The organism is Donghicola sp. (genome assembly GCF_025210255.1).
Taxonomy (GTDB): Bacteria; Pseudomonadota; Alphaproteobacteria; order Rhodobacterales; family Rhodobacteraceae; genus Donghicola; species Donghicola eburneus.
Genome location: NZ_JAOARZ010000025.1, coordinates 36,747 through 62,067 on the forward strand (window position 1 = coordinate 36,747; position 25,321 = coordinate 62,067).

General features: G+C 60.7%; 27 protein-coding genes and 1 tRNA gene. 13 read left to right on the forward strand and 15 right to left on the reverse strand.

What is annotated here, in order from left to right; translation table 11 throughout:
- Positions 1 to 30 precede the first annotated feature (30 nt).
- Genes N4A58_RS11840 through N4A58_RS11850 form a run of 3 tightly spaced genes read right to left on the reverse strand, consistent with a single transcriptional unit; the run spans position 31 to position 3,132 of the window.
- Positions 31 to 1,074, reverse strand: coding sequence for an ABC transporter substrate-binding protein (locus N4A58_RS11840; RefSeq protein ID WP_293709867.1), 1,044 nt, complete (start codon positions 1,072 to 1,074; stop codon positions 31 to 33).
- The gene (locus N4A58_RS11845; protein WP_293709868.1) at positions 1,071 to 2,468 is read right to left on the reverse strand and encodes a sensor histidine kinase; all 1,398 of its coding nucleotides are present in this window, start codon (positions 2,466 to 2,468) and stop codon (positions 1,071 to 1,073) included. Before N4A58_RS11845 ends, N4A58_RS11840 begins: the two co-directional genes overlap by 4 nt.
- On the reverse strand, positions 2,461 to 3,132 hold the full coding sequence (locus tag N4A58_RS11850) for a response regulator transcription factor (RefSeq protein WP_072709541.1): 672 nt from the start codon (positions 3,130 to 3,132) through the stop codon (positions 2,461 to 2,463). The genes N4A58_RS11845 and N4A58_RS11850 overlap by 8 nt, the downstream gene beginning before the upstream one ends.
- A 187-nt stretch (positions 3,133 to 3,319) precedes the next feature.
- Between N4A58_RS11850 and N4A58_RS11855 the strand changes: the two genes are divergently transcribed.
- From N4A58_RS11855 to N4A58_RS11865, 3 genes are all read left to right on the forward strand, one after another.
- A complete protein-coding gene (locus N4A58_RS11855; protein WP_293709870.1) occupies positions 3,320 to 4,309 on the forward strand; it encodes a tripartite tricarboxylate transporter substrate binding protein in 990 nt (329 codons plus the stop codon).
- A gap of 102 nt (positions 4,310 to 4,411) precedes the next feature.
- Complete coding sequence (locus tag N4A58_RS11860; RefSeq protein ID WP_293709872.1) at positions 4,412 to 4,843, forward strand: tripartite tricarboxylate transporter TctB family protein; 432 nt, start codon at positions 4,412 to 4,414, stop codon at positions 4,841 to 4,843.
- A gap of 11 nt (positions 4,844 to 4,854) precedes the next feature.
- A complete protein-coding gene (locus N4A58_RS11865) occupies positions 4,855 to 6,390 on the forward strand; it encodes a tripartite tricarboxylate transporter permease (RefSeq protein WP_293709874.1) in 1,536 nt (511 codons plus the stop codon).
- Positions 6,391 to 6,442: 52 nt separating this feature from the next.
- Here N4A58_RS11865 and N4A58_RS11870 read toward each other — a convergent pair whose 3' ends face one another.
- Positions 6,443 to 7,042, reverse strand: a complete 600-nt coding sequence (locus tag N4A58_RS11870; protein ID WP_293709876.1) for a TetR/AcrR family transcriptional regulator — start codon at positions 7,040 to 7,042, stop codon at positions 6,443 to 6,445.
- A gap of 87 nt (positions 7,043 to 7,129) precedes the next feature.
- Between N4A58_RS11870 and N4A58_RS11875 the strand changes: the two genes are divergently transcribed.
- The gene (locus N4A58_RS11875) at positions 7,130 to 7,663 is read left to right on the forward strand and encodes an anthrone oxygenase family protein (RefSeq protein WP_293709878.1); all 534 of its coding nucleotides are present in this window, start codon (positions 7,130 to 7,132) and stop codon (positions 7,661 to 7,663) included.
- A gap of 3 nt (positions 7,664 to 7,666) precedes the next feature.
- On the opposite strand, the gene N4A58_RS11880 is transcribed toward N4A58_RS11875, so the two are convergent.
- Together N4A58_RS11880 and N4A58_RS11885 are read right to left on the reverse strand one after the other, a co-directional pair.
- Positions 7,667 to 8,446, reverse strand: coding sequence for a hypothetical protein (locus N4A58_RS11880; protein ID WP_293709880.1), 780 nt, complete (start codon positions 8,444 to 8,446; stop codon positions 7,667 to 7,669).
- Positions 8,443 to 9,723 (reverse strand): hypothetical protein, encoded by a 1,281-nt coding sequence (locus tag N4A58_RS11885; RefSeq protein ID WP_293709882.1) that lies wholly within the window; start codon positions 9,721 to 9,723, stop codon positions 8,443 to 8,445. Before N4A58_RS11885 ends, N4A58_RS11880 begins: the two co-directional genes overlap by 4 nt.
- Positions 9,724 to 9,862: 139 nt before the next feature.
- Here N4A58_RS11885 and N4A58_RS11890 point away from each other — a divergent pair, with 139 nt between their 5' ends.
- On the forward strand, positions 9,863 to 10,882 hold the full coding sequence (locus N4A58_RS11890; RefSeq protein ID WP_293709884.1) for an AraC family transcriptional regulator: 1,020 nt from the start codon (positions 9,863 to 9,865) through the stop codon (positions 10,880 to 10,882).
- 51 nt (positions 10,883 to 10,933) lie between these two features.
- On the opposite strand, the gene N4A58_RS11895 is transcribed toward N4A58_RS11890, so the two are convergent.
- The 7 genes from N4A58_RS11895 to leuC all read right to left on the reverse strand — a co-directional run bounded on the left by N4A58_RS11895 (position 10,934) and on the right by leuC (position 17,552).
- Positions 10,934 to 11,010, reverse strand: a tRNA-Pro gene (locus N4A58_RS11895).
- A 24-nt stretch (positions 11,011 to 11,034) separates the two neighbouring features.
- Positions 11,035 to 12,030, reverse strand: coding sequence for a DMT family transporter (locus N4A58_RS11900; protein ID WP_072709584.1), 996 nt, complete (start codon positions 12,028 to 12,030; stop codon positions 11,035 to 11,037).
- A 118-nt stretch (positions 12,031 to 12,148) separates the two neighbouring features.
- Entirely contained in the window at positions 12,149 to 13,255 is a 1,107-nt protein-coding gene (gene leuB / locus N4A58_RS11905) for a 3-isopropylmalate dehydrogenase (protein WP_293709887.1), read from the reverse strand.
- 42 nt (positions 13,256 to 13,297) lie between these two features.
- Positions 13,298 to 14,335, reverse strand: coding sequence for an endonuclease/exonuclease/phosphatase family protein (locus tag N4A58_RS11910; RefSeq protein ID WP_293709981.1), 1,038 nt, complete (start codon positions 14,333 to 14,335; stop codon positions 13,298 to 13,300).
- An 11-nt stretch (positions 14,336 to 14,346) separates the two neighbouring features.
- Positions 14,347 to 15,183, reverse strand: coding sequence for a hypothetical protein (locus tag N4A58_RS11915; RefSeq protein ID WP_293709889.1), 837 nt, complete (start codon positions 15,181 to 15,183; stop codon positions 14,347 to 14,349).
- 255 nt (positions 15,184 to 15,438) lie between these two features.
- Positions 15,439 to 16,044 (reverse strand): 3-isopropylmalate dehydratase small subunit, encoded by a 606-nt coding sequence (gene leuD, locus N4A58_RS11920; RefSeq protein WP_293709890.1) that lies wholly within the window; start codon positions 16,042 to 16,044, stop codon positions 15,439 to 15,441.
- Positions 16,045 to 16,142: 98 nt separating this feature from the next.
- Positions 16,143 to 17,552, reverse strand: a complete 1,410-nt coding sequence (gene leuC, locus N4A58_RS11925) for a 3-isopropylmalate dehydratase large subunit (protein ID WP_072709595.1) — start codon at positions 17,550 to 17,552, stop codon at positions 16,143 to 16,145.
- Positions 17,553 to 17,786: 234 nt separating this feature from the next.
- On the opposite strand from leuC, the gene N4A58_RS11930 reads away from it, so the two are divergent.
- From N4A58_RS11930 to N4A58_RS11960, 7 genes are all read left to right on the forward strand, one after another.
- Positions 17,787 to 17,966 carry a hypothetical protein gene (locus N4A58_RS11930; RefSeq protein WP_293709892.1) on the forward strand — a complete coding sequence of 60 codons (180 nt, stop codon included), beginning with the start codon at positions 17,787 to 17,789 and terminating at the stop codon, positions 17,964 to 17,966.
- 88 nt (positions 17,967 to 18,054) lie between these two features.
- The gene (gene rsfS, locus N4A58_RS11935) at positions 18,055 to 18,441 is read left to right on the forward strand and encodes a ribosome silencing factor (RefSeq protein ID WP_072709599.1); all 387 of its coding nucleotides are present in this window, start codon (positions 18,055 to 18,057) and stop codon (positions 18,439 to 18,441) included.
- A 26-nt stretch (positions 18,442 to 18,467) separates the two neighbouring features.
- Entirely contained in the window at positions 18,468 to 18,938 is a 471-nt protein-coding gene (gene rlmH / locus N4A58_RS11940) for a 23S rRNA (pseudouridine(1915)-N(3))-methyltransferase RlmH (RefSeq protein ID WP_293709893.1), read from the forward strand.
- A gap of 117 nt (positions 18,939 to 19,055) precedes the next feature.
- Complete coding sequence (gene gpmI / locus N4A58_RS11945) at positions 19,056 to 20,573, forward strand: 2,3-bisphosphoglycerate-independent phosphoglycerate mutase (protein WP_293709894.1); 1,518 nt, start codon at positions 19,056 to 19,058, stop codon at positions 20,571 to 20,573.
- The gene (locus N4A58_RS11950) at positions 20,573 to 21,694 is read left to right on the forward strand and encodes a peptidoglycan DD-metalloendopeptidase family protein (protein ID WP_293709895.1); all 1,122 of its coding nucleotides are present in this window, start codon (positions 20,573 to 20,575) and stop codon (positions 21,692 to 21,694) included. The genes gpmI and N4A58_RS11950 overlap by 1 nt, the downstream gene beginning before the upstream one ends.
- A 5-nt stretch (positions 21,695 to 21,699) precedes the next feature.
- Positions 21,700 to 23,031: a S41 family peptidase gene (locus N4A58_RS11955; protein ID WP_072709608.1), complete on the forward strand. Its 1,332-nt coding sequence runs from the start codon at positions 21,700 to 21,702 to the stop codon at positions 23,029 to 23,031.
- Positions 23,028 to 23,510 carry an RNA pyrophosphohydrolase gene (locus N4A58_RS11960; protein WP_293709897.1) on the forward strand — a complete coding sequence of 161 codons (483 nt, stop codon included), beginning with the start codon at positions 23,028 to 23,030 and terminating at the stop codon, positions 23,508 to 23,510. The genes N4A58_RS11955 and N4A58_RS11960 overlap by 4 nt, the downstream gene beginning before the upstream one ends.
- A gap of 133 nt (positions 23,511 to 23,643) precedes the next feature.
- Here N4A58_RS11960 and N4A58_RS11965 read toward each other — a convergent pair whose 3' ends face one another.
- On the reverse strand, positions 23,644 to 24,453 hold the full coding sequence (locus tag N4A58_RS11965) for a division plane positioning ATPase MipZ (RefSeq protein ID WP_072709612.1): 810 nt from the start codon (positions 24,451 to 24,453) through the stop codon (positions 23,644 to 23,646).
- 209 nt (positions 24,454 to 24,662) lie between these two features.
- Here N4A58_RS11965 and N4A58_RS11970 point away from each other — a divergent pair, with 209 nt between their 5' ends.
- Positions 24,663 to 25,061, forward strand: coding sequence for a hypothetical protein (locus N4A58_RS11970; protein WP_293709898.1), 399 nt, complete (start codon positions 24,663 to 24,665; stop codon positions 25,059 to 25,061).
- Positions 25,062 to 25,094: 33 nt separating this feature from the next.
- Here N4A58_RS11970 and rpmE read toward each other — a convergent pair whose 3' ends face one another.
- The gene (rpmE, locus tag N4A58_RS11975; protein ID WP_072709617.1) at positions 25,095 to 25,316 is read right to left on the reverse strand and encodes a 50S ribosomal protein L31; all 222 of its coding nucleotides are present in this window, start codon (positions 25,314 to 25,316) and stop codon (positions 25,095 to 25,097) included.
- Positions 25,317 to 25,321 lie beyond the last annotated feature (5 nt).

The following is a 25,321-nucleotide window of genomic DNA, read 5'->3' on the forward strand; positions in this document are numbered from 1 at the left end:
CCCCTCCTCACTGGCCTGCGCCTTATTCTTTTAGGGAGATAGGAATTGAGGGGCCCCGAAGGTGGAACGCCACTGCGCGATGAACCGTTTGCGGCGGTGTTGGTCTAAGGCGACCAGAAGCATCGGGTTGATCGGGATCGCTCGTTCCGAGCTTTCGGGCAGGAATGTTTCCTCGGGGTCGCGGCGCATCACCAGCCCGCTGTCGCGCAAGAGCGCATCGCCTTGGCTGGAGAGCAGGAAGTCCAATAGACGCGTGGCCGCGCTCTGGTTCTGTGCGTTGCGCGGGATCATGTAAGTGCGTGAGAGGAAGAGGGTGTAGTCTTCGGGCATCACCACGCTGACATTGTCTCGGTACTGGGCGCTGACATAAGACCCAAGCACGTTGTACGCGATCAGATAGCGGCCTGAACTGACCCCTTCGATGATCTCGTTCGAGCAGCAGGTGGCAACCGCGTCTACGCGGCTGAAGCCCTCGAGCAAAGCGCCAAATGTGCTGGCCTCAATACTGTCTGAAAACGCGAAGAGGTAGCCTAGGCCCGAGGCTTCGATGTCGTATGTGGCGATGCGATCCTCGTAAATGGGGTTCTCGCGCCGCATAAGGTCCAGTAGTTCAAAGCGGCTGTGTGGGACGTCCTCTTCTGAAACGAGCGCGGTGTTGTAGATGATGACGGCGGCTTCGCGCGTGATCCCCCAAAGCTCGTCGCGCCAGCGTCGATCATTGGGCAGGGCTTCAGTGAGGGGGGATCGGTAGGGCGCCGCGCACGCGCTGTTCACCAAGGACACAAGCTGGTGCACCGCCGAGGAAAGGATCGCATCGGCACCGCGACCGGCTTCGCAATCCTTAAGGGATTCGGCGTAAAGCGCGTTTGAGCCCCACTGTTCGTAAATTACGCGGATGTCGGGGTTCAGACGCACGAACTCTTCGATTGTAGGCCCCAAGACGCGGATATCCGTGGTGGACCGAAACAGCATCGGGCGGGCGGATTCTGCGCCAAACACGGCAACCGCTTCTTCGCCATGGGCTGGCAGGCTAAAGAGGCACAGCAAAAGGGCCGCGATCATTCTGCGGATCATTGGGTCTCTCCGGTTTGGGCTGGCAGGGTGAGTGTAACGCGGAAGCCGTTTTCGCCCCGTCCCATGGTCAGCTCGCCTGCGAAAGCGCTGGCGACAGAGCGAACGATAGACAGGCCCAAGCCTGCGCTGCGCCCCGAAGAGGCGGCGCTGCGTTCGAAGCGTTCGCCGATGCGGTCCAGAATGTCGGCGGGCGGGCCAGAGCCCGCATCCTCGACCCAAATTTCCGCCGAGCCCCCATGCTGAGAGACACCGATGACAACGGGCGACTGGCCATGGCGCAGCGCATTGTTAAACATGTTTTTCGCCGCCTCGACCAAAGAGATCTCGTCGGCCAGTACAATCACTTCGTCCGGTCCGATCCGCAGTTCTACCTCTGTTTCAGGCGAGAGAAGTTCGTGATCCTTGGACTCGACGACATTCAGAGCGATGTCGCGCAAATCCACTGGCAAAGGTGGCGCGCTGTCTGATCGGTGGATCACCAGCGCGCGGGACAGCATCTGGTCCAAAAGTTCGCCCAAGGATCGCGAGCGGCGCGTCAAGCGGGTGACCATCTGGTTTCGCACGTCCTCGTCGGTGGCTTCGACGATCAGCTCTGATTGAGCTCGGATAGCGGCAACGGGGGTGCGCAGTTGATGCGCGGTGTCCGAAATCAGGTGTCGCATGCTGCTGACCTGACGGTCCAGACGCAGCATGAACCGGTTCATGGCGTCGATCATGACGGAGACTTCGGCCGGCACATTCCGGTCCATGGGAGTCAGATCGTAGGGATCTCGGTCCAGTAATTCATCGGCGATTTTGTTTAGCGGGGCCATCGCATTGCGGATCACGAGTGTGGCCAGAACCATCAGCGCAAGTCCAGCCACGAGCGAAGCGATCAGGGCATCGCGGGTCAGTCCCAAAGCCATGACATTCCGCGCGGCGAGCGTTTGTCCGACCGTCACGCTGACCGTGCCCGAAAAATCCCTTTCGGCAAAGCGGCGGTACACAGTTACAAAACGCGCGGCCTCGTCTTGCATGGGGGCATCGTAGAACACGGGGCCGCCAGTCGTGCTCGATTGCGGCAGACGTACGTGGTCTTGGCCGGTCAATAGCTGCCCGCGCGAGCCGCGCACGGCGTAGGCCACGCGGTCATCGGGTGCCAGCGCCAAGAGTTGGAAGGCCGAGACTGGGAGATCGGTCAGAGGTTCGCCCCCGATCACCGCAATCGATTCTGCGATGTCGTTGGCGGCGCCCAAAAGCAGACGGTCATATGCCTGGCGGGCAGCTTGGCGGCCGTAGGCAAAGCTCGCGATGGCAACAATGATTCCACCGATCAACAAAAGCGAGAGCACACCTGTCACCACACGTGACGACAAAGATCGCTGTCGCGCGGTGGAAATCAGAGGCTCATTCATCCAGAATGATCCGGTATCCGAGTCGTCGTTGGGTCTCGATCGAGACGCCGCTTCCCGCCAGTTTCTTGCGCAGGCGGCCGATATACAGCTCGATCGCGTTCAATCCCACGTCTGCGTTTTCAAATGCAAAAAGGCCGTCATAGAGCCGCTCTTTGTTCAGAGTTTTGCCACTGTTTCGCAGTAAAAGCCCCAGCAGAGCAGCCTCGCGCCGCGTTAAGTCCAAAGGTGTGTCCGACAAATCAGCGGTCATCGTCGATGGCTGGAATTTCAAAGGGCCAAGGGTCAGTGTGTCGGTCTTTTGCTCGGCTTCGCGGCGGACAAGAGCGCGGAGGCGGGCCTCTAGTTCCCTGTAATCAAAGGGCTTTACCAAATAGTCATCAGCCCCGAGGTTTAGTGCGGATACTCGGTCATCCACGGAAAACAGCGCGGTTAGCATTAGAACAGGCGTGCGCACACCGCGCGCGCGCAGGTCCGCAAGGAGCTCTGTACCCGTGCGATCAGGAAGGTTGATATCTAGAACCAAGGCATCATAGCGCTGCACAGCGAGGAAATCTTCGGCTGCCTCGCACGATTCGGCCATGTCACAGGCCATACCTGCCTTGCCTAGGCGAATCGCGATGGCCTCTGCCATGTCGGTGGCGTCTTCGACAATCAGAATGCGCATCTTTTTCCTCTATCGGGTCTATCTGCCGGCGCTTTGCTGTCAAATTGACAGGTTCGCGACAGCTTTCATCGCTACTTAACTCCTTCATAGCCCGCCACGAGGAGACTGCAAACACAAGCAGCGCTGGCGGGTTCATACCGGACAGGCCCGAAATCTGTCTGATGGATCACTGTGGAGGAGAACATCAATGATCTTTAAAGCGACTCGTATGACCGTGGCCGCCCTGATGCTGGGTGCATCCGCATTTGCAGCGTCCGCCGAAGGCTGGCAGCCCGAGAACCCCGAGTGTATCGCTCCCGCAAACCCCGGTGGTGGCTGGGACTTCACCTGCCGTCAGGTTGGTAAATCCATGCAGGACCTCGGTCTGATCGAAAAGACTATGCAGGTCGTGAACCTCGCCGGTGGCGGCGGTGGTGTGGCATTTGCCGAAGTTGTGAACAAGCGCGGCGACGACAATGACCTGATCGTTGCAGGCTCGACCGCAACTGCGACTCGTCTGGCGCAGGGCGCATACCCTGGCAACACCTATGATCAGGTGCGTTGGCTGGCGTCGATCGGTGCGGACTACGGTGTCATCGCCGTTGCAGCCGACAGCGAAGTGAACACCCTCCCCGAACTGCTGGACATGATCAAAAACGATCCCACCTCGGTATCGGTTGCTGGCGGTTCGGCTGTTGGCGGCTGGGACCACCTGAAGGTTCTGATCGCAGCAAACGCATACGGCGTCGAAGATGTCCGTTCGGTGAAATATATCGCGTTTGATGGCGGCGGCGAAGCTGTAACCCAGCTGCTGGCTGGCTCGGTTCAGGCGTTCACCGGCGACGTTTCCGAAGCAAAAGGCTTTGTTGACAGCGGCGACGTCAAAGTGATCGCAGTTCTGTCGCCCGAGCGTCTGGGTGGCGAATTCGCTGACTTCCCGACTGCAAAAGAGCAGGGCATCGACGCGATCGGCGCAAACTGGCGCGGCTTCTACGCCCCCGCTGGCATGAGCGACGAAGCGTATGACGCATGGGTTGGCAAAATCGGCGACCTGTATGAATCGCCCGAGTGGAAAGACATCATGGCAGCAAACGGTCTGGCACCGCTCGACCTGCGCGGCGATGAATTCCAGACCTTTGTGTCGCGCTCTGTGACCCAGATCCAGAACATCTCGAAAGAGATCGGGATCATCAAGTAATTCTACGCAGCCCCCCTGTGTAGACACCTAGGGACGCCGCCTCTCCCCTTCATGCGGCGTCCCTTTCCATATCCAAACCATAGCCGTCTCAGGAGATCCTTGATGAGTGATCGTATCTTCGGCGTGTTCGGCGTTCTTCTGGCCATCGGGTACGCAATGTCTGCCCTCGCCATCGAAGAGAGCTTTTTGTCGGACGCAGTCGGCCCCAAAGCCTTTCCCCTGATTATCGCAGCTATCCTCGGCATCAGCTCTGCCGTGATTGCGATCAAACCCGATCCAGAGCCCCACTGGCCTGACATCGGCCGTTTCGTTGAAATCGCGGCCGCCGTTGTCGTGATGGTCCTGTACGCAGAGTTCCTGCCGATCATTGGATTTGTTTTCGCGACCGCAATCGCTGCCACCTATCTCGCATGGCGTCTGGGCTCGACCATCATCGGAGCTGTCGCCACTGGCGTCGGTACCTCGGTCGGCATCTACGTCATCTTCCACCTCGTGCTCGGGCTCTCGCTGGCCCGTGGCCCGCTCGGCTTCTAAGGAGACACGATATGGATATCCTTTCTGCTCTTGGCGATGGCTTTGCGATCGCTCTGACCTTTGAAAATCTGCTTCTGGCGCTGCTGGGCTGTTTTCTGGGGACTGTTATGGGCGCGCTGCCCGGCCTTGGGCCGTCGAACGGCGTGGCTATTCTGATCCCGCTGGCGTTCACGCTGGGTCTGGGGGCGACACCGTCGCTGATCCTGCTGACGTCCGTGTATTACGGCGCCATGTATGGTGGCCGGATCAGCTCTATTCTGTTGAACATTCCGGGCGATGAGCCTGCGATGATGACCTGTCTCGACGGGCACCCCATGGCGAAAAAGGGCATGGCTGGCGAAGCGCTGTCCCTGTCCGGTATCGCGTCCTTCGTTGGTGCGTTTTTTGCGACATGGGGCCTGATCGCTCTGGCACCTCAGTTGGTCAAAGTCGCCCTGCTGTTTGGCCCTGCCGAATACTTTGCCCTGTTCGCTCTGGCGTTCATGACCCTTGGCGGTGTGAGCTCGACCAATCAAGCCAAGTCGGCCTTTGCGGCTGCTCTGGGTCTGGGTCTGGCGATGATCGGTGTGGACACTCAGACCGGTGTGCCGCGCTTCACTTTTGGCGAAGTGCACCTCTATGACGGTCTCGACTTCCTTGTGGCTATCGTGGGTCTGTTCGCCCTGTCCGAGGTTTTGATCTTCCTCGAAGAGCGTCACGGCAACGCCAGCGCCGAAGGTCGTAAGCTGACCGTTGGTCGCCTGACACCCCCTTGGTCCATGATCAAGCAGTGTACCCCGACCATGCTGCGGACTTCGGTTCTGGGCTTCATCGCGGGCGTTCTGCCTGGTGCAGGCGCATCGCTGGGCTCGTTCATCAGCTACTCGATGGAAAAGCGTCTGGTCGACAAAGAAGGCACGTTCGGCACCGGCGATCCCCGCGGTGTGGCTGCGCCTGAAACCGGCAACAACGCGGCTGCGGGTGGCGCACTGGTGCCGATGCTGGCGCTGGGTGTCCCCGGGTCCGGTACCACCGCTGTTCTGCTGGCTGTTCTGCTGTCGCTGAACATCACTCCCGGCCCGCTGCTGTTCACCCAGAACCCTGACGTGGTTTGGGGCCTGATCGCCGCGCTGTTCATTGCGAACTTCATGCTGCTGGCAATGAACATCCCGATGGTTGGTCTGTTCACCCGCCTGCTGATGGTGCCCCCGCGCGTCCTAATGCCTGTGGTTGCGATGGTCAGCTTTGTCGGCATCTACGGCATCTCGGGCTCGTCCTTTGACCTGCTGGTCATGATCGGCTTCGGTGTTATGGGCTGGGTTCTGCGCAAGCTGGACGTGCCTCTGGTGCCCATCATCCTCGGGACCCTGTTGGGGAACTCTATGGAGGCCAACCTGCGCCGTGCGATCACCATCGACAACGGCGACTGGTGGACCCTTGTAGACAGCCCTCTGTCCCTCGGTTTGTGGGCGATTGCGATTATTGGCTTTGTTATGCCCATCGTCTTTGGCCGTGTGCTGAAGAATAAAATGCAGCGCAAAGACGAAGAAGGCGCAATCTCGGACTAAAAACCGACCACTCACGCAACTCGAAGCCCTCGCCCTAGCGGCGGGGGCTTTTTTATTTGGCAGGCATCAAGGTGCGAAGGCCTTGGATCGCCCGCTTGGCCCGTGCTGCGCGCACGTCATTGGACGGGACGGGCACCCGCGCAACCACTCGGCGGATTTGCCAGTCCCCCAGTAGCAGCGACAGATACAGATCGCAGGCCGCCTCTGCGGGTCCAGAGATGGCCCGCTGCCGGATCGCGCGTTCCATCACCGCGACGATCAGAGGCTGCACAGTGTCTCGTCCTGCCTCGGCCAAGGTTTGTCCAAGCGTCCCGCTTGCATCCGCCGCTGCCGCTCGGTTCAAGGCGACCGCGCGCTCTCCGAGCAGGGTGTCCAAGAGCAAGGGGCCGAACTCTTCGAGCACGTCAAGCGGCGCACGGTCCTGCGCCGCCGCCTGACGCAAAACGGACGCGACCCGATCAGCGTTGCGCGTGACGAGGGCGCGAAAGAGCCCGACCTTGTCCCCATACCAACGGTACATCGTCTCGTTCGAGCATTTCGCCCGCTTGGCAATCGACAGCATCGAAGCACCAGCGAACCCTTTCTCTGCCAGAACCGCATAGGCTGCCTCTTCGATTTGTTCGCTCCGTGCGTCTTTCTTGGCGTCCTGCATAGTCGTCTCCCAATCACTTGACCGAATCCGTACATCTCGTTACGGATCTTGCATAGGCGTACACATCATTACGGATCGGGGTATTTCATGACGATCACACAGACAGTTCACTCCACCAGATCAATTGATTTGGTGTCTGGGGCGCTGGTTCTTTCGCTCTTGTTCAGCGGGGCGATCTTTGGGTTTTTCTATGCATGGGTCTGCTCGACCATGTGGGGGTTGGATCACGCGGATCCGCGTGTGGCGATTATCGCGATGCAAGAAATGAACGCGTCCGTCCGAAACGCTGTCTTCGCCCACGCATTCTTTGGCACGCCCCTTGTGTTGGGCGCGGCGGCGATATTGGCGCTGCGCTCCGGTGCGCGAGCCGCTGGACTGTGGGTCGGAGCGGGCGCGCTCCTTTACCTGTTCGGGGGCCTGTTTCTGACAATGCTGGTGAACGTCCCGATGAACGAAGCACTTGGCGCTCTCCACATCACGGTCGATACGGAGGTGGCCGAGGCCAGCCGCATCTGGGCCGACTATTCAGAGCCGTGGCAGGTTTGGAACATCACGCGGACGGTATTTTCGGGCCTTGCGCTGGTGTGTGTCGGGATCGCCATCATCCAGCGCGACGCCTAAGCGTCACGCCTCCTCAGCGGTGGTAAACCCGTACTCGACCAGTTCTTCGGGGAGGAGCACGTAGATTTCATCCGGTGGGGTCGACAGGGCGTGCTCTGTTACCCGCAGATCGATGCCCATCTCGGTCAGATAGGCGACGACCTCTGCTTGACCGCGCTGGATATTCTCGACCGCAATAAAAGCGGGCAGCACCGTATTTTCGTCAAAGTAATGCTGGTGCACCCCGACCGAGGCTTCGTCGTCAATCTGTCTGCTGGTGCCGCCTGCTAGCACGTAGGGACAAGCGGAATAGCAAAAGTCGCCTGCCAGCATCACGGTCTCTAGCGCGTTTCTGCGGATGGTTCGACCAATGTGCAATGCGTCCTGCACCGATCCGCCGGGAGACATCAGCCGCACACGGTCAACCTCCACCGTGGCGAGCCATTCGTCGAACCGGGCTGCGTCACCGGGCGTGATCTGCCCTTTGACAAAGGCGGTGCCGTCGGCGGCTTCGAACGCCAATCGGCTAGGAACATTATCGCCGCCCGGAAAGGGGGTACGCCGGCTGGGATCAGTGGTTAGGTCCGGCGCGTTCGCGGGCTCGAACCGTCGGGTTTGATCGCCGGGCCGAACGGGTTGATCAAAGCTGGGGGCGCTGGACGGGCGCATCACTCCGTCCAACCCCGACATCACATCAGAGCCTGCCAGAAACGCGCCAATCCCGATCTGCACCCACAAGATGGCCAGAATGGCACGGCGAATAGGTTTGGCAGAGCGTGTGTCTACGGTGTGCGTCTCGCTCATGTGTCAGGTGTGTCCGGCTTGGGCATGGGGGCAGGTGCAGGCGTTGGGCGCGGTGTGCTGTCCTGTTCTACCTCGCGCATGGCGTACATGGCCGCGCGCAATTCGCCCAAGGTCAGGCCATCGACAGCGGGGGCGGTGTGGCGGTTTTCGCGTATGGCCGATTGGGTGACCATCAGGATCAGGACCAGCACGGCAGGCAAAAGGTCGATCGCAATCGCGCCCGCCCAAGACGGCACGAAGTTGCCCGCATACAGGATCACCGCATCCGCAGCCGAGACCGGCGTATAGACCACGTCGGCAGGAGCGGGACGGGCGAGCACTTGGTCTGCCGCCTGCGCCAAAGAGTCTGCGCGCAGTTGCAGCACATCCATCACCGAAGAGATCGTCTGCTGCTGCGCCATTTGCCCGTCGGGTGTGCTGCCGTCGAGTTCCGGCAGAACGACCGACGCCGACAGGTCTGCTGCCGCGCGATCCACAAGTGGTGCAACGGACAGCTGACGAAGCTGTGCCACCAGACCTGCGAGCCGTACGGCTTCTTCGCTGAAGGCGACGCTGCGGGCTTCGACGGGGCCTTGTTCAACGATCAGCGCGCGCATCTGGGACAGTAGGGCGTTACCTTCGTCAAAGGCGGAGTCGATCAGGGGGGATTGAGCAGCGATCTGCTCTTCGAGCGCCGAAAGCTCAGACGCTTTCTGAGAGAGAACACGGAAGACGGCGCCGCGCCCCGCAAGACCGGACAGGTTGCCGTCTGCCTCTTGGGCCGAAAGATCCTCGAACGACTGGCGCACGCGGGCGACGTCGCGTTCCAGCGCTTGGGCCGAAATGGCGATGTCGTGGGATTCCTCGAGTGCGCTTTGGTAGCTTTGGACCGTGGTCGCGAGGTGCTGTTCAACGGCCGCTGCACCAGCCAGCGCGGCAGCGTTCAGCCAAGACGACATCGCAATGATCGCTGCGCAGCCCAAGGCCATCGCGCCGGTAAGCTTCAGCTTGTTTCCGGTGTTCCGCATCGCGGGCAACAGCCGCAGCATGTAGGACCAGAAGACGAAAATCCCGACTGATACCGCGATCGAATACGCCGCTGCCGCAAAAAAGGAAAACGCGCCCGTGTCATCCAGCAGTCCCGAAACGCCAAGATATGTGTAAATCCCCGATGCAGCGGACAGAACGCCCAAGGCGACCCCCGAAAAGGTGTCGAGCCACGCGAGGTGTCCTTCGAGCTCGCGCACATGGCGTAGGCCGCGCTGGCTATGATCATCGTGTTCGGGGCGTTCGTTCATTCACCATTCCCTTGAGAGACAGTCAGGATTGCATCAACCTATGGTAGGTGGGGCCAAGCCCCTTGGTATCAAGGGGGCGCAGGCCCTTGGGCTAGGACCAACGCGCTTGTGAAGACGCGCGAGCAGGGGGAACAGACGAATGACCGAGCCCACGGTGATGGGAAGCATGGCCGCTTCGTTTCTGGAGTATGCGGTGGGGCGCGGTGTCCCGCGCGAGGCATTGCTGAACGCTGCTCAGATTGACGAGGCACTGTTATTGGACCCCGACGCGCGGGTGCCGGTGCGGTCCTATGGGGCGATGATGGGCACGGCGATCGGCAACACCGGCGATAGCGGCATTGCACTGCGCTATGCTGCGGAAACGGGGCTAGAGAAACTGTCGATCATTGGGCTGATCATTGACGCTGCGGGCCCTTTGGAGGCGGGAATTGCCCATGTAAACCGCTACGCCCGCATTATCGCGGATGTGCATATTCCGCACGCCCCTGATCGGTTTGAATTGCAGCGGAAGGGGCAAACCCTCTGGCTGATCGATCACTTTCCGAATGCCAATGCCTCGCCCACTGCGATCGAGCAGACCTTTGCGAATTTTGTGACGAACTTCCGCCGGATGTTGCCAGAGACTACGTTTCTGCAAGGGGTCTCTGTGACCTATCCCGCGCCGCCCCATACGGACCTGTACCAAGACGTATTTCAGGCCCCTGTGACCTTTGAGGCGCGGCGCAATGCCTTGGCGTTGGATGCAGGATGTCTGGACGGGTTGGATGCCACGCCAAAGCCCTATGCCTTTGGGCTTTATACCCGCCATGCCGACGCGCTCTTGACCACATTGCAGCGGGACGAAAGCACCCGTGCGCGGGTTGAGGCGGCCTTGTTGCCTGATCTGCACAAGGGGTCGGTTTCGATGGATGACGTCGCACGGGATCTGGGGATGAGCCGTCAGACACTGTACCGTCGGCTGAAGGACGAAGGCGTCACCTTTGCCGAGGTGCATGACCAGTTGCGCTGCCAAATGGCGCAGGAATATCTGACGGGGCAAAAGGCTTCGGTGATGGAGACGGCCTATCTGCTGGGCTTTTCCGAGGCGTCGTCATTTGTCCGCGCTTTCAAGCGGTGGACGGGTCAGAGCCCCAGCGCCTATCGCGCAGCGCATCCCTGAAAACCGTGTCCAAGAACGCACAAAGGCGCCCCTGAGGGCGCCTTGTTTTATTGGTCGGAGTGAGAGGATTCGAACCTCCGGCCCCTGCCTCCCGAAGACAGTGCTCTACCAGGCTGAGCTACACTCCGACCGTGCCGGGCCGATTATCGCACCTAGCTTTGCTTGGCAAGAGTGCTTTGGCGTTTCTTGCTTCTGCGTAGGAATAAAAGCGTATAGCGCGGGGTGGTGCCGGTTTCGAACCGAACAGCGGTGTTGGTGACCGGCGCTTGGGTGTCTTTTCTGGCGCCTTCGCGCATCACGATGTAGACGCCGCTGGCGATGATGATCCCCGCCCCAAGAAGGGTGTAGAAGTCGGGGTATTCGGAAAAGAACATGTAGCCGTAAAAGATGGCCCAGATCATCTGGCTGTACTGCATCGGTGCAACGATGCCCGCTTCGCCAGTCTTGTAGGCGCGGATCTGGAAGCTCATGGCAATCAGAGACAGAAGCGCCACGCAGGCAACGGTGCCAAGTTCCCACAGCTGCATGGGCTTGTATTCCAGCGGAATCAGCATGCCCATGATCACAATGTTGGCGATCAGGGGATACAGAAGCAGGACCATATCGCTTTCCTTCGACCCGATGCGGCGCACGATGATCGACACGAACGATCCGCCGACGGCCGCGCCAAGGGCGGCAAAGTGGCCCAAGGTCAGTTCAGACGAGCCGGGCCGCAAGACGACCATGACGCCGATCAGACCGACGATTACAGCGCCCCAGCGGCGGGGGCCGACCTTTTCCCCAAGGACAGGGATGGACAAAACCGTAATGAGAAGTGGCGTGGCAAAGACCATGGCGTAGACCTGTGCCAGCGGTAGCACCGAGAAGGCATAGAACGCACAGACACCGGTAAAGACCACGGCGATCGTCCGCGCGTAGGTCCATGCAGGAGTGGCCGGACGCAGGGTCGAGGGCTCTTTGCGTTGGATCAGCACCACGGTCAGGAAGGGAAAGCTGAGCAGGACGCTGTAGAAAACGATTTGGAAGGGGTGATGGTTTGCACCCAGCACTTTGACCAGCACGTCATGGCCGGAATAGAGCGCAAAAGCGGTTAGTGCAAAGATGGCACCCTTGATATTCGACTGTTCAGTCGCAGGGGGGGTGGACATGAAAGGTCTCCTTGGAAGGGGAGGGAGTACAAGGAACTGCGGTAACCCTAGACCCATCAAACCAAAAAGAAAGGGGCCCGCAAGGCCCCCCTCATACATTCGTGAATGTGCAGGTTTATCAGAGGCTGGCGTCCAGAGCCGCCAGAACCGCGCTGCCCATGCCCTCGGTGGAGACAGGCTCGACGCCCTCTTCGCCCAAGAGGTCAGCAGTGCGCACGCCATCTTCGAGAACCTTGGCAACCGCTGCTTCCAGACGGTCAGCTTCGGCACCTTGGTCAAAGCTGTAGCGGAGGGCCATAGCGAAGGACAGGATACACGCGATCGGGTTGGCTTTGCCCTGACCTGCGATGTCAGGAGCCGAGCCGTGTACCGGTTCGTACATCGCCTTGGGACGGCCGTTTGCCATGGGAGCACCCAGCGAAGCCGACGGCAGCATACCGAGCGAGCCGGTCAGCATCGCAGCCGCGTCCGACAGCAAGTCACCGAACAGGTTGTCGGTCACAATCACGTCAAACTGCTTGGGCCAGCGGCAAAGCTGCATGGCGCCTGCGTCCGCGTACATGTGCGACAGCTCGACATCGGGGTATTCTTCGTCGTGGACCTTCTGGACGACTTCGCGCCAGAGGATGCCCGATTCCATCACGTTGGCCTTCTCCATCGAGCAGACCTTGTTGCCGCGGCGGCGGGCCAGTTCGAACGCAGACCGCGCAACACGCTCGATTTCCGACTCGGTGTAACGCTGGGTGTTGATGCCCACGCGCTCGTTGCCTTCTTCGACGATGCCGCGGGGCTCGCCGAAGTAGATGCCCGAAGTCAGTTCGCGCACGATCATGATGTCCAGACCGGCAACCACGTCACGCTTGAGCGAGCTGAAGTCGGCCAGCGCGTCAAAGCACTGTGCGGGGCGCAGGTTGGCATAAAGGTCCATTTCCTTGCGCAGGCGCAGCAGACCGCGCTCGGGCTTCACCGAGAAGTCAAGGACGTCGTATTTGGGGCCGCCAACGGCACCCAGCAGAACCGCGTCGACTTCTTGCGCTTTGGCCATGGTGTCGTCGTGCAGAGGGGTGCCGTGCGCGTCATACGCTGCACCACCGACGAGATCTTCGCTCACGTCGATCTTCAGGTCGCGCTTGTCACCGAACCAGTCGATGATGCGGCGAACCTGCGCCATGACTTCGGGGCCGATGCCGTCACCAGGCAGGATAAGAAGCGAAGGATTGCTCATGTGCGATGGTCCTTTTGAATGTCCCAAGAGTTGGCAGATGGCCTACCGACTGGCGCGAAGGGGGTCAAGGAACCGCAGCTGTTGTTTTGCAGGCTGAGTGACGTTTTCTTGCGTGTTTCGGGGCATCTCGATGTCCGCCCACACCAAACGGTGCCGGCTGGCGGAATCAATGATCGCAAACGTCGGATCGTCGGGGGGCGGCCAGAGGATACCGCTGGCGCGAACGGTGATCCCGTTGTCAGGCAGAATGTAGCTGACGCGCATGGGCGGCAGGCCGATATCGGACCAGTCCACGGTGGCCGTGCCTTGGGCGCCTGTGGCGTGGACAGGCGTCAGGCGCGGGTCAGAGAGTAGGGCATTCAAGGGGGCTTTCAGGCCCTCGCCTTGGGTCGGGTCGTTATTGAAATCCCCAATGATCACAAAGCGTTCGGGCGGTGGGCCGTGGTCGCCGTCCAGCAGATGTTGCCAGAACAGGATCTCGTCTCCGTTGCGCAAGCCGTTGGCGTCATCGGGGCCGTCAAAGACGGGGGGCGTGGCGTGGAAGACCATCAGGCTGAGCAAGCCTTCGGGCGTTTGGAGCGGCACGACCCAATGTCCCATGGTCGAGAGGCGTTGATCCGGGTGTGTGCCCGCCGGAGGGTGGGTCCACGGCAGGGCGCGCCAAGGCAGATCGGCGTAGTTGCGGACCTGCGTGCGGTCGATTGGGAATTTCGAAAGCAAGGCCATGCCCTCGGACCCTGCGAATCGACCGAAGCTGTGGTCTTGGGGCGGATCGGTGCCCGCGATTTGAAGTCCGGCGTTGGGGCGTAGGGCAAGGGTATGCGGGTAGGTGAGGCCTTGGGCCGCAAGGACGTCTACAAAGGCTGCCAGAGTTTCCCCGCGATGGTCCCAGTCGATGCTCTGCAGTGCGAGGATGTCTGCGTTTGCCTGCACCAGCACCCGCATAACGGCGTTGACCTGATCGTCGCCGCGCCGGATGTCACGCAGCAAAATGCCCGGCCCTTTGCGGCCGAGCTCTGTGTTGTAGGTCGCGATGCGAATGGGGTCGGCGTGGGCCAGCCCCGCAAGGCAAGCCAGCACAGCCAATAGGATCAGCCGAAGACGTGCATATCCTCGGTGTCGCGGTCCATGGACCGGCGACGTTTGTCCGCGATCATCGAGGCGACGCGGGCGGTGGCAATGCCCCGCATCAAGAGGCTCGACGGTACAAAGGCCCATAGGCTGACGGTCCAGATCAGTGACTTCGGTTGGGCCACGGCGATCGGGTCAACGATCCCCGCAGCGGCCTGCAGGAAGGCCGGGATCAAGAATGGCAGCAAAAAGCCTAAGGCCACGTAAAGATTGGCGTCGCGGTTCAGACGGCCGACCACATCACCGCCACCGGTGGGGTCAAAAGTGGGCAGGTTGGTCCAGACATTGAAGCTGCCATTCTGGCGGGGCCAGCCGTTCAGCCACATGATAAAGATGAAGAAAACCAACGAGATGAGCGACATCAGATAAGCAATCGCCGAAGTGCGGCGCAGCAGGTCGATATCGGCGGCATGGGCGCTTTCGGGCAGGGACAGAACCATCAGGCGCACGGGCGAGAAGGGGAAGTCCAAAGCATTGCCGACCACGTGCGAGATCGCGGTAAACAGCTCGCTGATGGGGCTGGGATGCGCAATGCCGCGCTGGATCAGCGTCAGCACCAGAACGGTCGCAAACAGGGCGCCGAACCGCAGGCGGTTATACGGGGGGGCGTCGCGGAACTCGATCAGGCTGGGGTATTCGGTCATGTATTCCGAGAAGACGAGCCAGCCGACAAAGATCGCCACCAGAAGGACGATGGGCGCACTGTCATTCGGACCGGGCAGCAACAGCCACGGGGTCGCGATCAACAGCACGACGAATATCGCGCGCACAAGTGCGCTCACAAAACGTGTGAACACTGCTCTACCTCTCTACCAGGGCGGGCTTGGCCTTTTTTGCCGTGCCTTTTGACCCACCTGATCCGCTTATGGTGCGGAATGCCTCAATCTTGACACAATGCTGCCAATATCGGGATCAGGTCTCAATACCTGTAAGTAAGTTACTTACGTATTGGGGCGGATTCGGGGAAAAGCTGGTGCTATTCTGCATCAAACTGTAAGCAAAAAAGGGGCCGAAATTCGGCCCCTTTCTAGATATTTTGGTTTGTCAGGGTCTTAGACCCAAGGACGCGCCTGCGCTGCTGCCGACTCGTAAGAATCAATTGCAGCTTTCTTTTCGAGGGTCAGGCCAATGTCATCGAGGCCATTAAGTAAGCAGTGCTTACGGAATGCGTCGACTTCGAAGGCAAAGGTCTCGCCGTCCGAGGTGGTGATGGTCTGGGCTTCCAGATCCACTTCCATACGGGCGTTGGCGCCTTTTTCTGCGTCCTTCATCAGCACGTCGACCTGCTCTTGGGGCAGAACGATCGGCAGGATGCCGTTCTTGAAGCAGTTGTTGAAGAAGATGTCGGCAAAGCTGGGTGCGATCACGCACTTGATGCCGAAATCTTTGATCGCCCAAGGAGCGTGTTCGCGCGACGAGCCACAGCCAAAGTTGTCACCGGCAATGATGATCTCGGCTTCGCGGTAGGCGGGCTTGTTCAGCACGAAATCAGGGATTTCGTTGCCGTTGTCGTCGTAGCGCATTTCATCAAACAGGTTCACGCCGAGGCCCGAACGCTTGATGGTTTTCAGGAACTGCTTGGGGATGATCATATCGGTGTCGATGTTGATCAACGGCATGGGTGCGGCGATCCCGCTGAGTTTTTCGAACTTGTCCATATCCTGTCTTCCTTCCGAAAAAGGTGGGTATGGCCTGCGTCTGGATCACGTATGGCTTACGTACATACATGACCGCCTGACGCAGGCGGCGGGATTTATCAGGCGAGAGTGCGCACGTCGGTGATCTTGCCGGTGATCGCAGCAGCAGCTGCCATCGCGGGCGACATCAGGTGCGTACGGCCACCACGGCCCTGACGACCTTCGAAGTTGCGGTTCGAGGTTGCGGCGCAACGCTCGCCCGGCTTCAGCTGGTCGGGGTTCATGGCAAGGCACATCGAGCAGCCCGCAAGGCGCCATTCGAAACCGGCTTCCTTGAATATGTCTGCCAGACCTTCTTCTTCGGCCTGAGCGCGGACCAGACCCGAACCGGGAACGATCATGGCACGCATGCCTTCTTTGACCTTCTTGCCCTTCAGGATCTCTGCTGCGGCGCGCAGGTCTTCGATGCGGCCGTTGGTGCAGGAGCCGATGAACACGGTGTCGATCTCGATGTCGGTCAGCGGAGTGCCCGAAGTCAGACCCATGTACTCGATCGAGCGGGCAGCCGCTTCGACCTTGCCGCCTTTGAAATCGGACGGGGTGGGAACGACGGCGCTGATCGGCAGTGCGTCCTCGGGCGAGGTGCCCCAAGTCACGGTGGGCTCGATCGATTCACCTTCGATGACCAGAACTTTGTCGAAGTGCGCGCCTTCGTCGGTGTAGAGGGTCTTCCACCAGTTCAGAGCAGCTTCCCACTGGGCGCCTTTGGGGGCGTGGGGGCGGCCTTTGACATATTCAAAGGTGGTCTCGTCGGGCGCGATCAGACCGGCGCGGGCGCCGCCTTCGATGGCCATGTTACAGATGGTCATACGACCTTCCATGGACAGGTCACGGATCGCTTCACCGCAATACTCGATCACGTAGCCGGTGCCGCCAGCGGTGCCGGTTTCCGCGATGATGCGCAGAACGATGTCTTTGGCGGTCACACCGGGCATCAGTTTGCCGGTGATTTCGACCTTCATGTTCTTGGACTTCTTCTGGATCAGGGTCTGGGTGGCCAGAACGTGTTCCACTTCGGACGTGCCGATGCCGTGGGCCAGTGCGCCGAACGCACCGTGAGTCGCGGTGTGGCTGTCACCACAGACGACGGTCATGCCGGGCAGGGTCCAACCCTGTTCGGGGCCGACGATGTGCACGATGCCCTGACGGACGTCGGTCACGGGGTAGTAGTGGATGCCGAACTCTTTTGCGTTGGTGTCCAGAGCGGCAACCTGAATGCGGCTGTCCTCGGGCATGTTCGACGGATCGTCACGGCCCGCGGTGGTGGGGACGTTGTGGTCCGGAACCGCGATGGTTTTCTCGGGCGCGTGCACGGTGCGGCCGGCCATACGCAGGCCTTCGAACGCCTGAGGGCTGGTCACTTCGTGTACGAGGTGACGGTCGATATAAAGCAAGCAGGTGCCGTCTTCTGCCTCGTGGGCAACGTGGGCATCCCAGATCTTGTCATAGAGTGTCTTCGGGGCGGTCATGGTCCTCTCCCGTGGATATCTTTGGAAAATGTGATGGAATAGTGGTTCGGGTCCCGCCTTATAGGCGGGCGAGAACGGTGTGCATCGCACCGAAGAAGCGCCACGGCAGGCGTGCGCGATCATCCATATCGAAAATTACCATCATGGCGTGGAAATACAGCGCAGAGGGCTTCGCTGCAAGGGCAAGTCGTGTTACACGCCGCGGCTTGTGATTCACCAACGGACGTTTAACGCGTGACCCACCTGACGAAGCCTCTGTGCTTGCTGCAAATCCTGCTGATTTTGGCCCTGTGCCTGAGCTTTGGCTGGGCGCATGCGAGTCTCGAAATTTCGGGTCAGCCGGTGGAACAGCCCGCGAACGCCCGCTATGAAGGCGCGCCAAGTGAGTCGCCCGTTGCGATGCCCCCTCGGTGATTGAGGGAAAGCCGCAAAAGTGGTAGGCTATATATATGTCCAGCGCCGGGGCTATTCGGCGTGTATCTAGGAGGACCAAGTCCTGACTATGACGAACCAAGCAGCCCAGTCTGCTGAACCCGTTCCGGCAGCGGATGCCGAAGTGACAAGTGAAGCCATCTTGTCCCGTATCCTGACCTCTCTTGATGATGACAAGGCTGAAGACGTCGTGCAGATCGATTTGCGCGGTGTGTCGTCCATTGGTGATTACATGGTCATCGCTTCTGGTCGTTCGAGCCGTCAGGTTGTCTCGATCGCGGAAAAGCTGGTCGATCGCCTGAAAGAAGCGTTCGGCATCTATTCGAAGATCGAGGGCAAAGAAGGCGGCGACTGGGTGTTGATCGACACTGGCGACGTTGTTGTCCACGTGTTCCGTCCCGAAGTGCGCGAGTTCTACCAGCTCGAGAAGATGTGGCAGCCTGCGGGCACCGCCTGAGGCTGGAACGCCGCTAGGGACTGACGATGCGCGTGCATTTATGCGTGGTGGGCCGACTGCGGTCGGGGCCCGAGGCCACTCTTATTGACGACTATCTGACGCGATTTGACCGAACCGGGCGGGCCTTGGGCCTTGGCCCGGCCAAGGTCATTGAGGTCGAGGATAAGAAGTCCCGCGGCATGGGCGCCGAGGCGGATCTGCTGCGCAAGGCGATCCCCAGCGGATCGAAGCTGGTCGTCATGGATGAACGCGGCAAACTCATGACCTCGCCCGATTTTGCGGACAAGATGGCGGGGTGGCGTGACACGGGCACGCAGGACTTGGCCTTTGTGATTGGCGGGGCGGACGGGATCGACCCGTCCCTGCGCGCCGAGGCGGCTTTCGCGATCAGCTTTGGCAAGATGGTGTGGCCCCACATGCTGGTGCGGGTCATGCTGACCGAGCAACTGTATCGCGCAGCCTCGATCCTGTCGAACGCGCCGTACCACCGCGAATAAGCGCCCTTGATCGGGCGGCTTCCGGTTTTTGACCAAAAAATCCAGTTGGCCGATACAGGGATGGTTCACCCCGCGCTTGCCTTGCGCTAGGAGAGGGCAAGCCTAGGAGGTAACACCATGACTGCACCCAAGCCCGTTGTTCTATGTATTCTGGATGGTTGGGGACTGAGTGATGACAGTCCGGCGAACGCGCCCGCGCTGGCAGCGACGCCCAACTTTGACCGTATCTGGAACGACTGCCCCCATGCCCGCCTGATCACCCACGGCCCCGACGCAGGTCTGCCGAGCGGCCAGATGGGCAACTCCGAAGTGGGTCACACCAACATCGGCGCAGGCCGCGTGGTCGCGATGGACTTGGGGCAGATCGATCTGGCGATCGAAGACGGCTCTTTCTACGAGAACGAAGAATTGCAGGCGTTTATCGCCAAAGTGACCGAGAGCGCGGGCATGGCCCACGTGATGGGTCTGATCTCGGACGGCGGTGTGCATGGCCACACCGAGCACGCGCTGGCCGCCGCCAAGGCGATCACCGATGCGGGCGTGACCGTTGCGATGCACGTGGTCACTGATGGCCGCGATGTGGCGCCCAAGTCCGCTGACAAATTCGTCGCCGAGCTAGAAGATCGCCTGCCCGAAGGCGCCTTCATCGCCACCGTGTCGGGCCGCTACTACGCCATGGACCGCGACAACCGCTGGGAGCGGGTGCAGCTGGCCTATGACGCAATGATCAACGGCAAGGGCTTTGAGGCCGCGACCGCCGAAGATGCAGTCAAGGACAGCTACAAGCAGGACGTTCTGGACGAGTTCATCAAGCCGGTTGTGATCGGTGGGTTCGAAGGCGTGCATGACGGCGACGGCTTCTTCTGTCTGAACTTCCGTGCGGACCGTGCTCGTGAAATCCTGCGCGCGATTGGCGAACCCGATTTCAATGATTTCGAAGTGGGCGAACGCCCCAAGCTGTCGGCGCTGCTGGGCATGGTGGAATATTCGGACGGTCACAACGACTATATGGACACGGCTTTCCCCAAGCGGAAAATCGTGAACACGCTGGGCGCTTGGGTCGCCAAGCAGGGCAAGAAGCAGTTCCGTCTGGCCGAGACCGAGAAATACCCGCACGTGACGTTCTTCCTGAACGGTGGTGTCGAGGTGCCCGAAGAGGGCGAAGATCGTTTCATGCCGAAGTCGCCGAACGTGGCGACCTATGACCTGCAGCCCGAGATGTCGGCCCCCGAAGTGACCGCCAAGTTCGTCGAGGCGATCAATGGCGATTACGACATGATCGTGGTGAACTACGCGAACCCCGACATGGTCGGTCACACCGGCGACCTTGAGGCCGCAAAGGCTGCTTGTGAAGCGGTGGACAGCGGTCTGGGCGAGGCGCTGAAGGCGCTGGAAGCCAAGGGCGGCGCGATGATCGTGACGGCGGACCACGGCAACTGCGAAGTGATGGTGGACCCCAAGTCGGGCGGAGCGCACACCGCGCATACGCTGAACCTTGTGCCGGTTGTCATGGTGGGCGGCCCCGAGGGCGCGGAACTGCGTGACGGCCGTCTGGCCGATCTGGCGCCGACCGTGCTGCAGCTGATGGGTGTCGAGAAACCCGAAGAAATGACTGGTGAGAGCCTGATCAAGTGATGATCCGTCGCGCGGCCGTCTTGTGTCTGGGGTTGCTTGCGTCGCCGTTGGGGGCGCAAGAAGATCCGGCTGCGGCGGCGCTGCGGGCCAAGGGATTGCTGGACGAAGCTGCGGTTGCGCTGGACCATGCCCAAGGGGCGCGGGACCGTGTGGCGGCGCTGACCCAGACGGTCAAGGCGTATGAGGCGGGGCTGACGGCCCTGCGCGCTGGCCTGCGCCGTGCGGCTATTCGGGAAAAGGCGCTGGCGCAGGAATTGAATTCGGCGCAGGGGCAGGTGGCGGATTTGCTGGCCAGCCTGCTGACCATTTCCCGCAGTCCGGCCCCTGTGCAGCTGACCCACCCAGCGGGGCCTACGGGCACCGCGCGGGCGGGGATGATCCTGACCGAAATCTCGCCCGCATTGCAGGCCGAGGCCGATGGCTTGGCCCGCGATCTGGAAGAGGTGCGAACCCTGCGCGCCCTGCAGCAGTCGGCGGCGGATACCCTGCGCGAGGGGCTGCAAGGGGCGCAAACGGCGCGCACCGCGCTGAGCGCTGCGATTTCGGACCGGACCGACCTGCCCATGAAGTTCACCGCTGATCCGGTGCAGACCGCTGTGCTGGTCGCGGCGTCGGACACGCTGGCGAGCTTTGCCGATAATCTGGGCGAGATCGTCGTTGGCGACGAGCTGGAGGGCGGTCCTGACGTCCACGAGCAGCGCGGCATGTTGTCTCTGCCCGTGCAAGGGACCATCCTGAGAGAGGCGGGCCAGCCCGATGCCGCAGGGATCGAGCGCCCCGGTTGGGTGATCGCGACGGCGCCCGGGGCACTGGTGACCACGCCAGCGGCAGCAACCATTCGCTATCGTGGGCCGCTCTTGGACTACGGAAATGTGATGATCATCGAGCCCGGACCGGGCATTCTGTTCGTGCTTGCAGGGCTCGATCAGGTCTACGGTGAGGTCGGACAGGTGCTGCCCGCAGGGCATCCGCTGGGCCTCATGGGGGGTGCGGGTGTTGCACAGGACGAGATCCTGACGCAGGCTAGCGCCGGACAGAATACAGAAACGCTCTATCTCGAAGTGAGAGAGGACCAAGAGACGGTGAACCCCGCCGAATGGTTCAAGACGGACAAGGAATGACACGAATGCGCAAGTTTCTGATGGCAGTGGGCGGTGGCGCTCTGGCGGGGCTGATTGCCTCGACGCAGATCGCGGGACCGCTGCTGGCCCAAGAAGGAAAAACCCAAGTCAACGTGTATGAGCAGTTGGACCTGTTCGGCGACATCTTTGAGCGCATCCGCGCGCAGTATGTCGAAGAGGTTGATGAGGGCGAACTGGTCGAAGCCGCCATTAACGGCATGCTCCAGTCCCTTGATCCGCATTCGAGCTACCTGTCCCCCGATGATGCGCAGGACATGCGCGTCCAAACCCGCGGCGAGTTTGGCGGTCTGGGCATCGAGGTCACGCAGGAAGAGGGCTTCGTCAAGGTCGTGGCGCCTATGGATGGCACCCCTGCCGAAGAGGCGGGCGTTTTGTCGGGCGATTTCATTACCCACGTAGATGGCGAGAGCCTGCTGGGCCTGACGCTGGACGAAGCGGTTGAACTGATGCGCGGCCCTGTGGGCTCTGAGATCGTGGTGACGCTGGTCCGCGAGGGCGAGCCGGAGCCGTTCGACGTGACCATTATTCGTGACACTATCCGCCTGACCGCCGTGCGCACCCGTACCGAAGGCGAGGCTGTGGTTCTGCGGGTCAGCACCTTTAACGACCAAACGTTCGACAACCTGAAGGACGGTCTGCAAACTGCTGCCGAAGAGGCGGGCGGCCTGGACGCTCTGAGCGGCGTTGTGATCGATCTGCGCAACAACCCCGGTGGTCTGCTCAATCAGGCTATTCTGGTGGCGGATGCCTTCCTTGAAGAAGGTGAAATTGTCTCCACCCGTGGCCGCAACCCCGAAGACGGCGAGCGGTTCAACGCGACCCCCGGTGATCTGGCCGAGGGCAAGCCGATTGTCGTGCTGATCAACGGCGGGTCTGCTTCGGCGTCCGAGATTGTGGCGGGCGCGCTAAAGGATCACCGCCGCGCGGTGGTTGTCGGCACCAAGTCGTTCGGCAAAGGGTCGGTCCAGACCGTGATGCCGCTGCGGGGCGATGGCGCGATGCGTCTGACCACGGCGCGCTATTACACGCCGTCGGGCCGTTCGATCCAGAACCTGGGTGTGTCGCCTGACATCGTGGTGCAGCAGCCCCGTGCGTCGGTTGTCGAGGACGAGGACGAGAGCACACCCCGCACCCGTTCGGAAGCGGACCTGCGTGGCAGCCTGTCCAATGACAGCCTGAGCGAAGACGAGATCCGCCAGATCGAAGAGGACAACGCCAAGGCCGAAGAAGCCGCGAAGCTGCGCGATGAGGATTACCAGCTGGCTTATGCCATCGACATCCTCAAGGGTCTGTCGGCGCTGGAGAGCGATCAGTGACGCCAGAAGACATCGCGAAGCTGCCTTATCGCAAGAACGTCGGCGTTATGATCGTGAACGCCGACGGTCTGGTCTGGGTCGGGCAGCGTCTGGATAGCGAAGTGCCTGCGTGGCAGATGCCTCAGGGCGGGATCGACAAGGGTGAAGATGCCCGCGCGGCCGCCCTGCGCGAGTTGGAAGAAGAGACCGGCATTTCGGTCGACATGGTGGATGTTGCGGGCGAGACCGAGGGTTGGATCAGCTACGATCTGCCCCATGACATCGTTCCCAAGATCTGGAAGGGTAAGTACCGCGGTCAGGAGCAGAAGTGGTTCCTGATGCGGTTCAAAGGCTCTGACGACATGATCGTGATTGACCGGCCGCATCCCGAGTTCAGCGAATGGCGCTGGTTGCCCGTCGATGAACTGGTCGAGAATATCGTGCCGTTCAAGCGCGGTGTGTATGAGCAGGTTGTGGCGGAGCTGGGGCCCTTGATCTAGGGGCGGGCTTCTGGCGGCTGCAGTGCCGTGAGTATTTTTTCAAAGCAGAAAGGGCTGGTTCTTGGGGACCGGCCCTTTTTGTTTGGTGACGTCTGGAACGACAAAGGCAGCCGCTGGGGCTGCCTTTGGGGGTTTAGAAGTTCACTTTGACGTCTGGCAGGTTGAGCGTCTTGATCAGGTCGCGCAGCTCTTGGCGGGCGGCGATATTCGAGATCGACAGCTGGGTGACGCCGATGTCCTTGAGGTCCAGAAGCGTCAGGCCCTTGGGGAAGAGTTCGCGGAAGACGACGCGTTCCGAGAAGCCGGGCGCGATACGGAAGCCGATGCGCTTGGCCAGTTTGTCGACGGCGGCGGTCATCTTTTTCTTGTTGATCATGTTCTGCGCGCCGATCCGGTTGCGGACCACGATCCAGTCGATCGGGGTCAGGCCCGCTTGGGCGCGGAGTTGGCGGGCGTGCCAGACCATTTCCGAGTAGACCGACGGGCCAAGGATATTCTCGCCCTCGGCATCCGTGCGGGCCAAGAGGTCGAAGTCCACGAAGCTGTCGTTCAGGGGCGTGACCAGCGTGTCCGCGAGGCTGTGTGCCATCTGGCTGAGGCGGGTGTGCGAGCCGGGGCAGTCGATCAGGATGAAGTCGCTTTCGGCCTCGAGCTGTTGGACCGCCGACGACAGACGCACGTCATAGATGTTCTCGCCTTCCTTGAGGGTGGCGGGGTCGACCTCGGGCAGTTCGATGTAGTTCGGGCTGGGCAGTTCGATGCCCTCTTTCGCCAAGAAGCGCTTGCGGTTCTCGGAGTAGCGACCAAAGCTTTTCTGACGCATGTCGAGGTCGAGCGCGCCGACGCGGAAGCCAAGGCGAACGAGTGCCGTCGCGATGTGCATCGAGGTGGTCGACTTGCCAGAGCCGCCCTTTTCGTTCCCCACGACAATGATATGCGCCATATATGGTGTCCCCTGATTTTCTCGGAACCGGATATTGGTTTAGTTATGCTTATGCCTAGACCGGACGGGGTTGGGCAAGAGTCCGCGTACCTCTGAGCCGCGATTTTTCACGTTTTCGTGGCACGGGTGCAGGTCAGGAAGGCCTGCATAGGGCGCAATGATCTCTTTATGCGACAATGCTGCCCATATTTCATACATGAGGGAACGCTATGAACTTTACCTCAATACCCTTTCCAAACGTGATCCGGATGCCTTGGTCCGGCGATATTGTGCAGGACATTCACCCCGAACTCTTTAGTCAGGACTACTGTGGATCGGTTGAGATCGAGAAAGAAGTGATCACCGAAGTCGCCGGTTATGGGCGGCAATTGGGAGCGCTGATCGAGGCTGTACTGGCGTTATCGGGTCGGACCGAGGCGCTGGAGACAGACCGTGACCCGCTGGATCGCTTGCAGGACATTCACCGCAAGGTCGAGGCCATCAAGACCCAGAAGCGTGATGATCTACAGGGGCATGCGGCGCGCGCCCTAGAGGCGTTGCGGCACGCGGATGCTGAAGCCTATGCAGAGTTTCTGGACCGTGCCGCAAAAGAAAACGCCGCCCGGTGAGGGACGGCGTTAACGAAACCGATGTGGCTGGGATTAGAAGCCCAGGCCTTCGTATTTCTTTTTGAACTTCGAGACGCGGCCGCCCTGGTCCAGCAGGCGCGACGAACCGCCGGTCCATGCGGGGTGCACGGTGGGGTCGATGTCCAGCGACAGGGTGTCGCCTTCTTTGCCGTAGGTCGAGCGGACCTGGAAGGTGCTGCCGTCGGTCATTTTGACGGTGATGAAGTGGTAGTCGGGATGGATGTCTTTTTTCATGACTA

What these genes read in the sequence shown, in the direction of transcription:
- N4A58_RS11890 (WP_293709884.1), top strand. Translation starts at nt 9,863, where the DNA reads ATGACCGAGCCCACGGTGATGGGAAGCATGGCCGCTTCGTTTCTGGAG.
- rsfS (WP_072709599.1), top strand. Translation starts at nt 18,055, where the DNA reads ATGACGAACCAAGCAGCCCAGTCTGCTGAACCCGTTCCGGCAGCGGAT.
- gpmI (WP_293709894.1), top strand. Translation starts at nt 19,056, where the DNA reads ATGACTGCACCCAAGCCCGTTGTTCTATGTATTCTGGATGGTTGGGGA.
- N4A58_RS11870 (WP_293709876.1), bottom strand. Translation starts at nt 7,042, where the DNA reads ATGCAGGACGCCAAGAAAGACGCACGGAGCGAACAAATCGAAGAGGCA.
- N4A58_RS11875 (WP_293709878.1), top strand. Translation starts at nt 7,130, where the DNA reads ATGACGATCACACAGACAGTTCACTCCACCAGATCAATTGATTTGGTG.
- leuD (WP_293709890.1), bottom strand. Translation starts at nt 16,044, where the DNA reads ATGGACAAGTTCGAAAAACTCAGCGGGATCGCCGCACCCATGCCGTTG.
- rpmE (WP_072709617.1), bottom strand. Translation starts at nt 25,316, where the DNA reads ATGAAAAAAGACATCCATCCCGACTACCACTTCATCACCGTCAAAATG.
- N4A58_RS11950 (WP_293709895.1), top strand. Translation starts at nt 20,573, where the DNA reads ATGATCCGTCGCGCGGCCGTCTTGTGTCTGGGGTTGCTTGCGTCGCCG.
- N4A58_RS11970 (WP_293709898.1), top strand. Translation starts at nt 24,663, where the DNA reads ATGAACTTTACCTCAATACCCTTTCCAAACGTGATCCGGATGCCTTGG.
- leuC (WP_072709595.1), bottom strand. Translation starts at nt 17,552, where the DNA reads ATGACCGCCCCGAAGACACTCTATGACAAGATCTGGGATGCCCACGTT.
- N4A58_RS11845 (WP_293709868.1), bottom strand. Translation starts at nt 2,468, where the DNA reads ATGAATGAGCCTCTGATTTCCACCGCGCGACAGCGATCTTTGTCGTCA.
- N4A58_RS11860 (WP_293709872.1), top strand. Translation starts at nt 4,412, where the DNA reads ATGAGTGATCGTATCTTCGGCGTGTTCGGCGTTCTTCTGGCCATCGGG.
- N4A58_RS11885 (WP_293709882.1), bottom strand. Translation starts at nt 9,723, where the DNA reads ATGAACGAACGCCCCGAACACGATGATCATAGCCAGCGCGGCCTACGC.
- N4A58_RS11865 (WP_293709874.1), top strand. Translation starts at nt 4,855, where the DNA reads ATGGATATCCTTTCTGCTCTTGGCGATGGCTTTGCGATCGCTCTGACC.
- N4A58_RS11840 (WP_293709867.1), bottom strand. Translation starts at nt 1,074, where the DNA reads ATGATCCGCAGAATGATCGCGGCCCTTTTGCTGTGCCTCTTTAGCCTG.
- N4A58_RS11880 (WP_293709880.1), bottom strand. Translation starts at nt 8,446, where the DNA reads ATGAGCGAGACGCACACCGTAGACACACGCTCTGCCAAACCTATTCGC.
- N4A58_RS11965 (WP_072709612.1), bottom strand. Translation starts at nt 24,453, where the DNA reads ATGGCGCATATCATTGTCGTGGGGAACGAAAAGGGCGGCTCTGGCAAG.
- leuB (WP_293709887.1), bottom strand. Translation starts at nt 13,255, where the DNA reads ATGAGCAATCCTTCGCTTCTTATCCTGCCTGGTGACGGCATCGGCCCC.
- N4A58_RS11855 (WP_293709870.1), top strand. Translation starts at nt 3,320, where the DNA reads ATGATCTTTAAAGCGACTCGTATGACCGTGGCCGCCCTGATGCTGGGT.
- N4A58_RS11850 (WP_072709541.1), bottom strand. Translation starts at nt 3,132, where the DNA reads ATGCGCATTCTGATTGTCGAAGACGCCACCGACATGGCAGAGGCCATC.
- N4A58_RS11955 (WP_072709608.1), top strand. Translation starts at nt 21,700, where the DNA reads ATGCGCAAGTTTCTGATGGCAGTGGGCGGTGGCGCTCTGGCGGGGCTG.
- rlmH (WP_293709893.1), top strand. Translation starts at nt 18,468, where the DNA reads ATGCGCGTGCATTTATGCGTGGTGGGCCGACTGCGGTCGGGGCCCGAG.
- N4A58_RS11900 (WP_072709584.1), bottom strand. Translation starts at nt 12,030, where the DNA reads ATGTCCACCCCCCCTGCGACTGAACAGTCGAATATCAAGGGTGCCATC.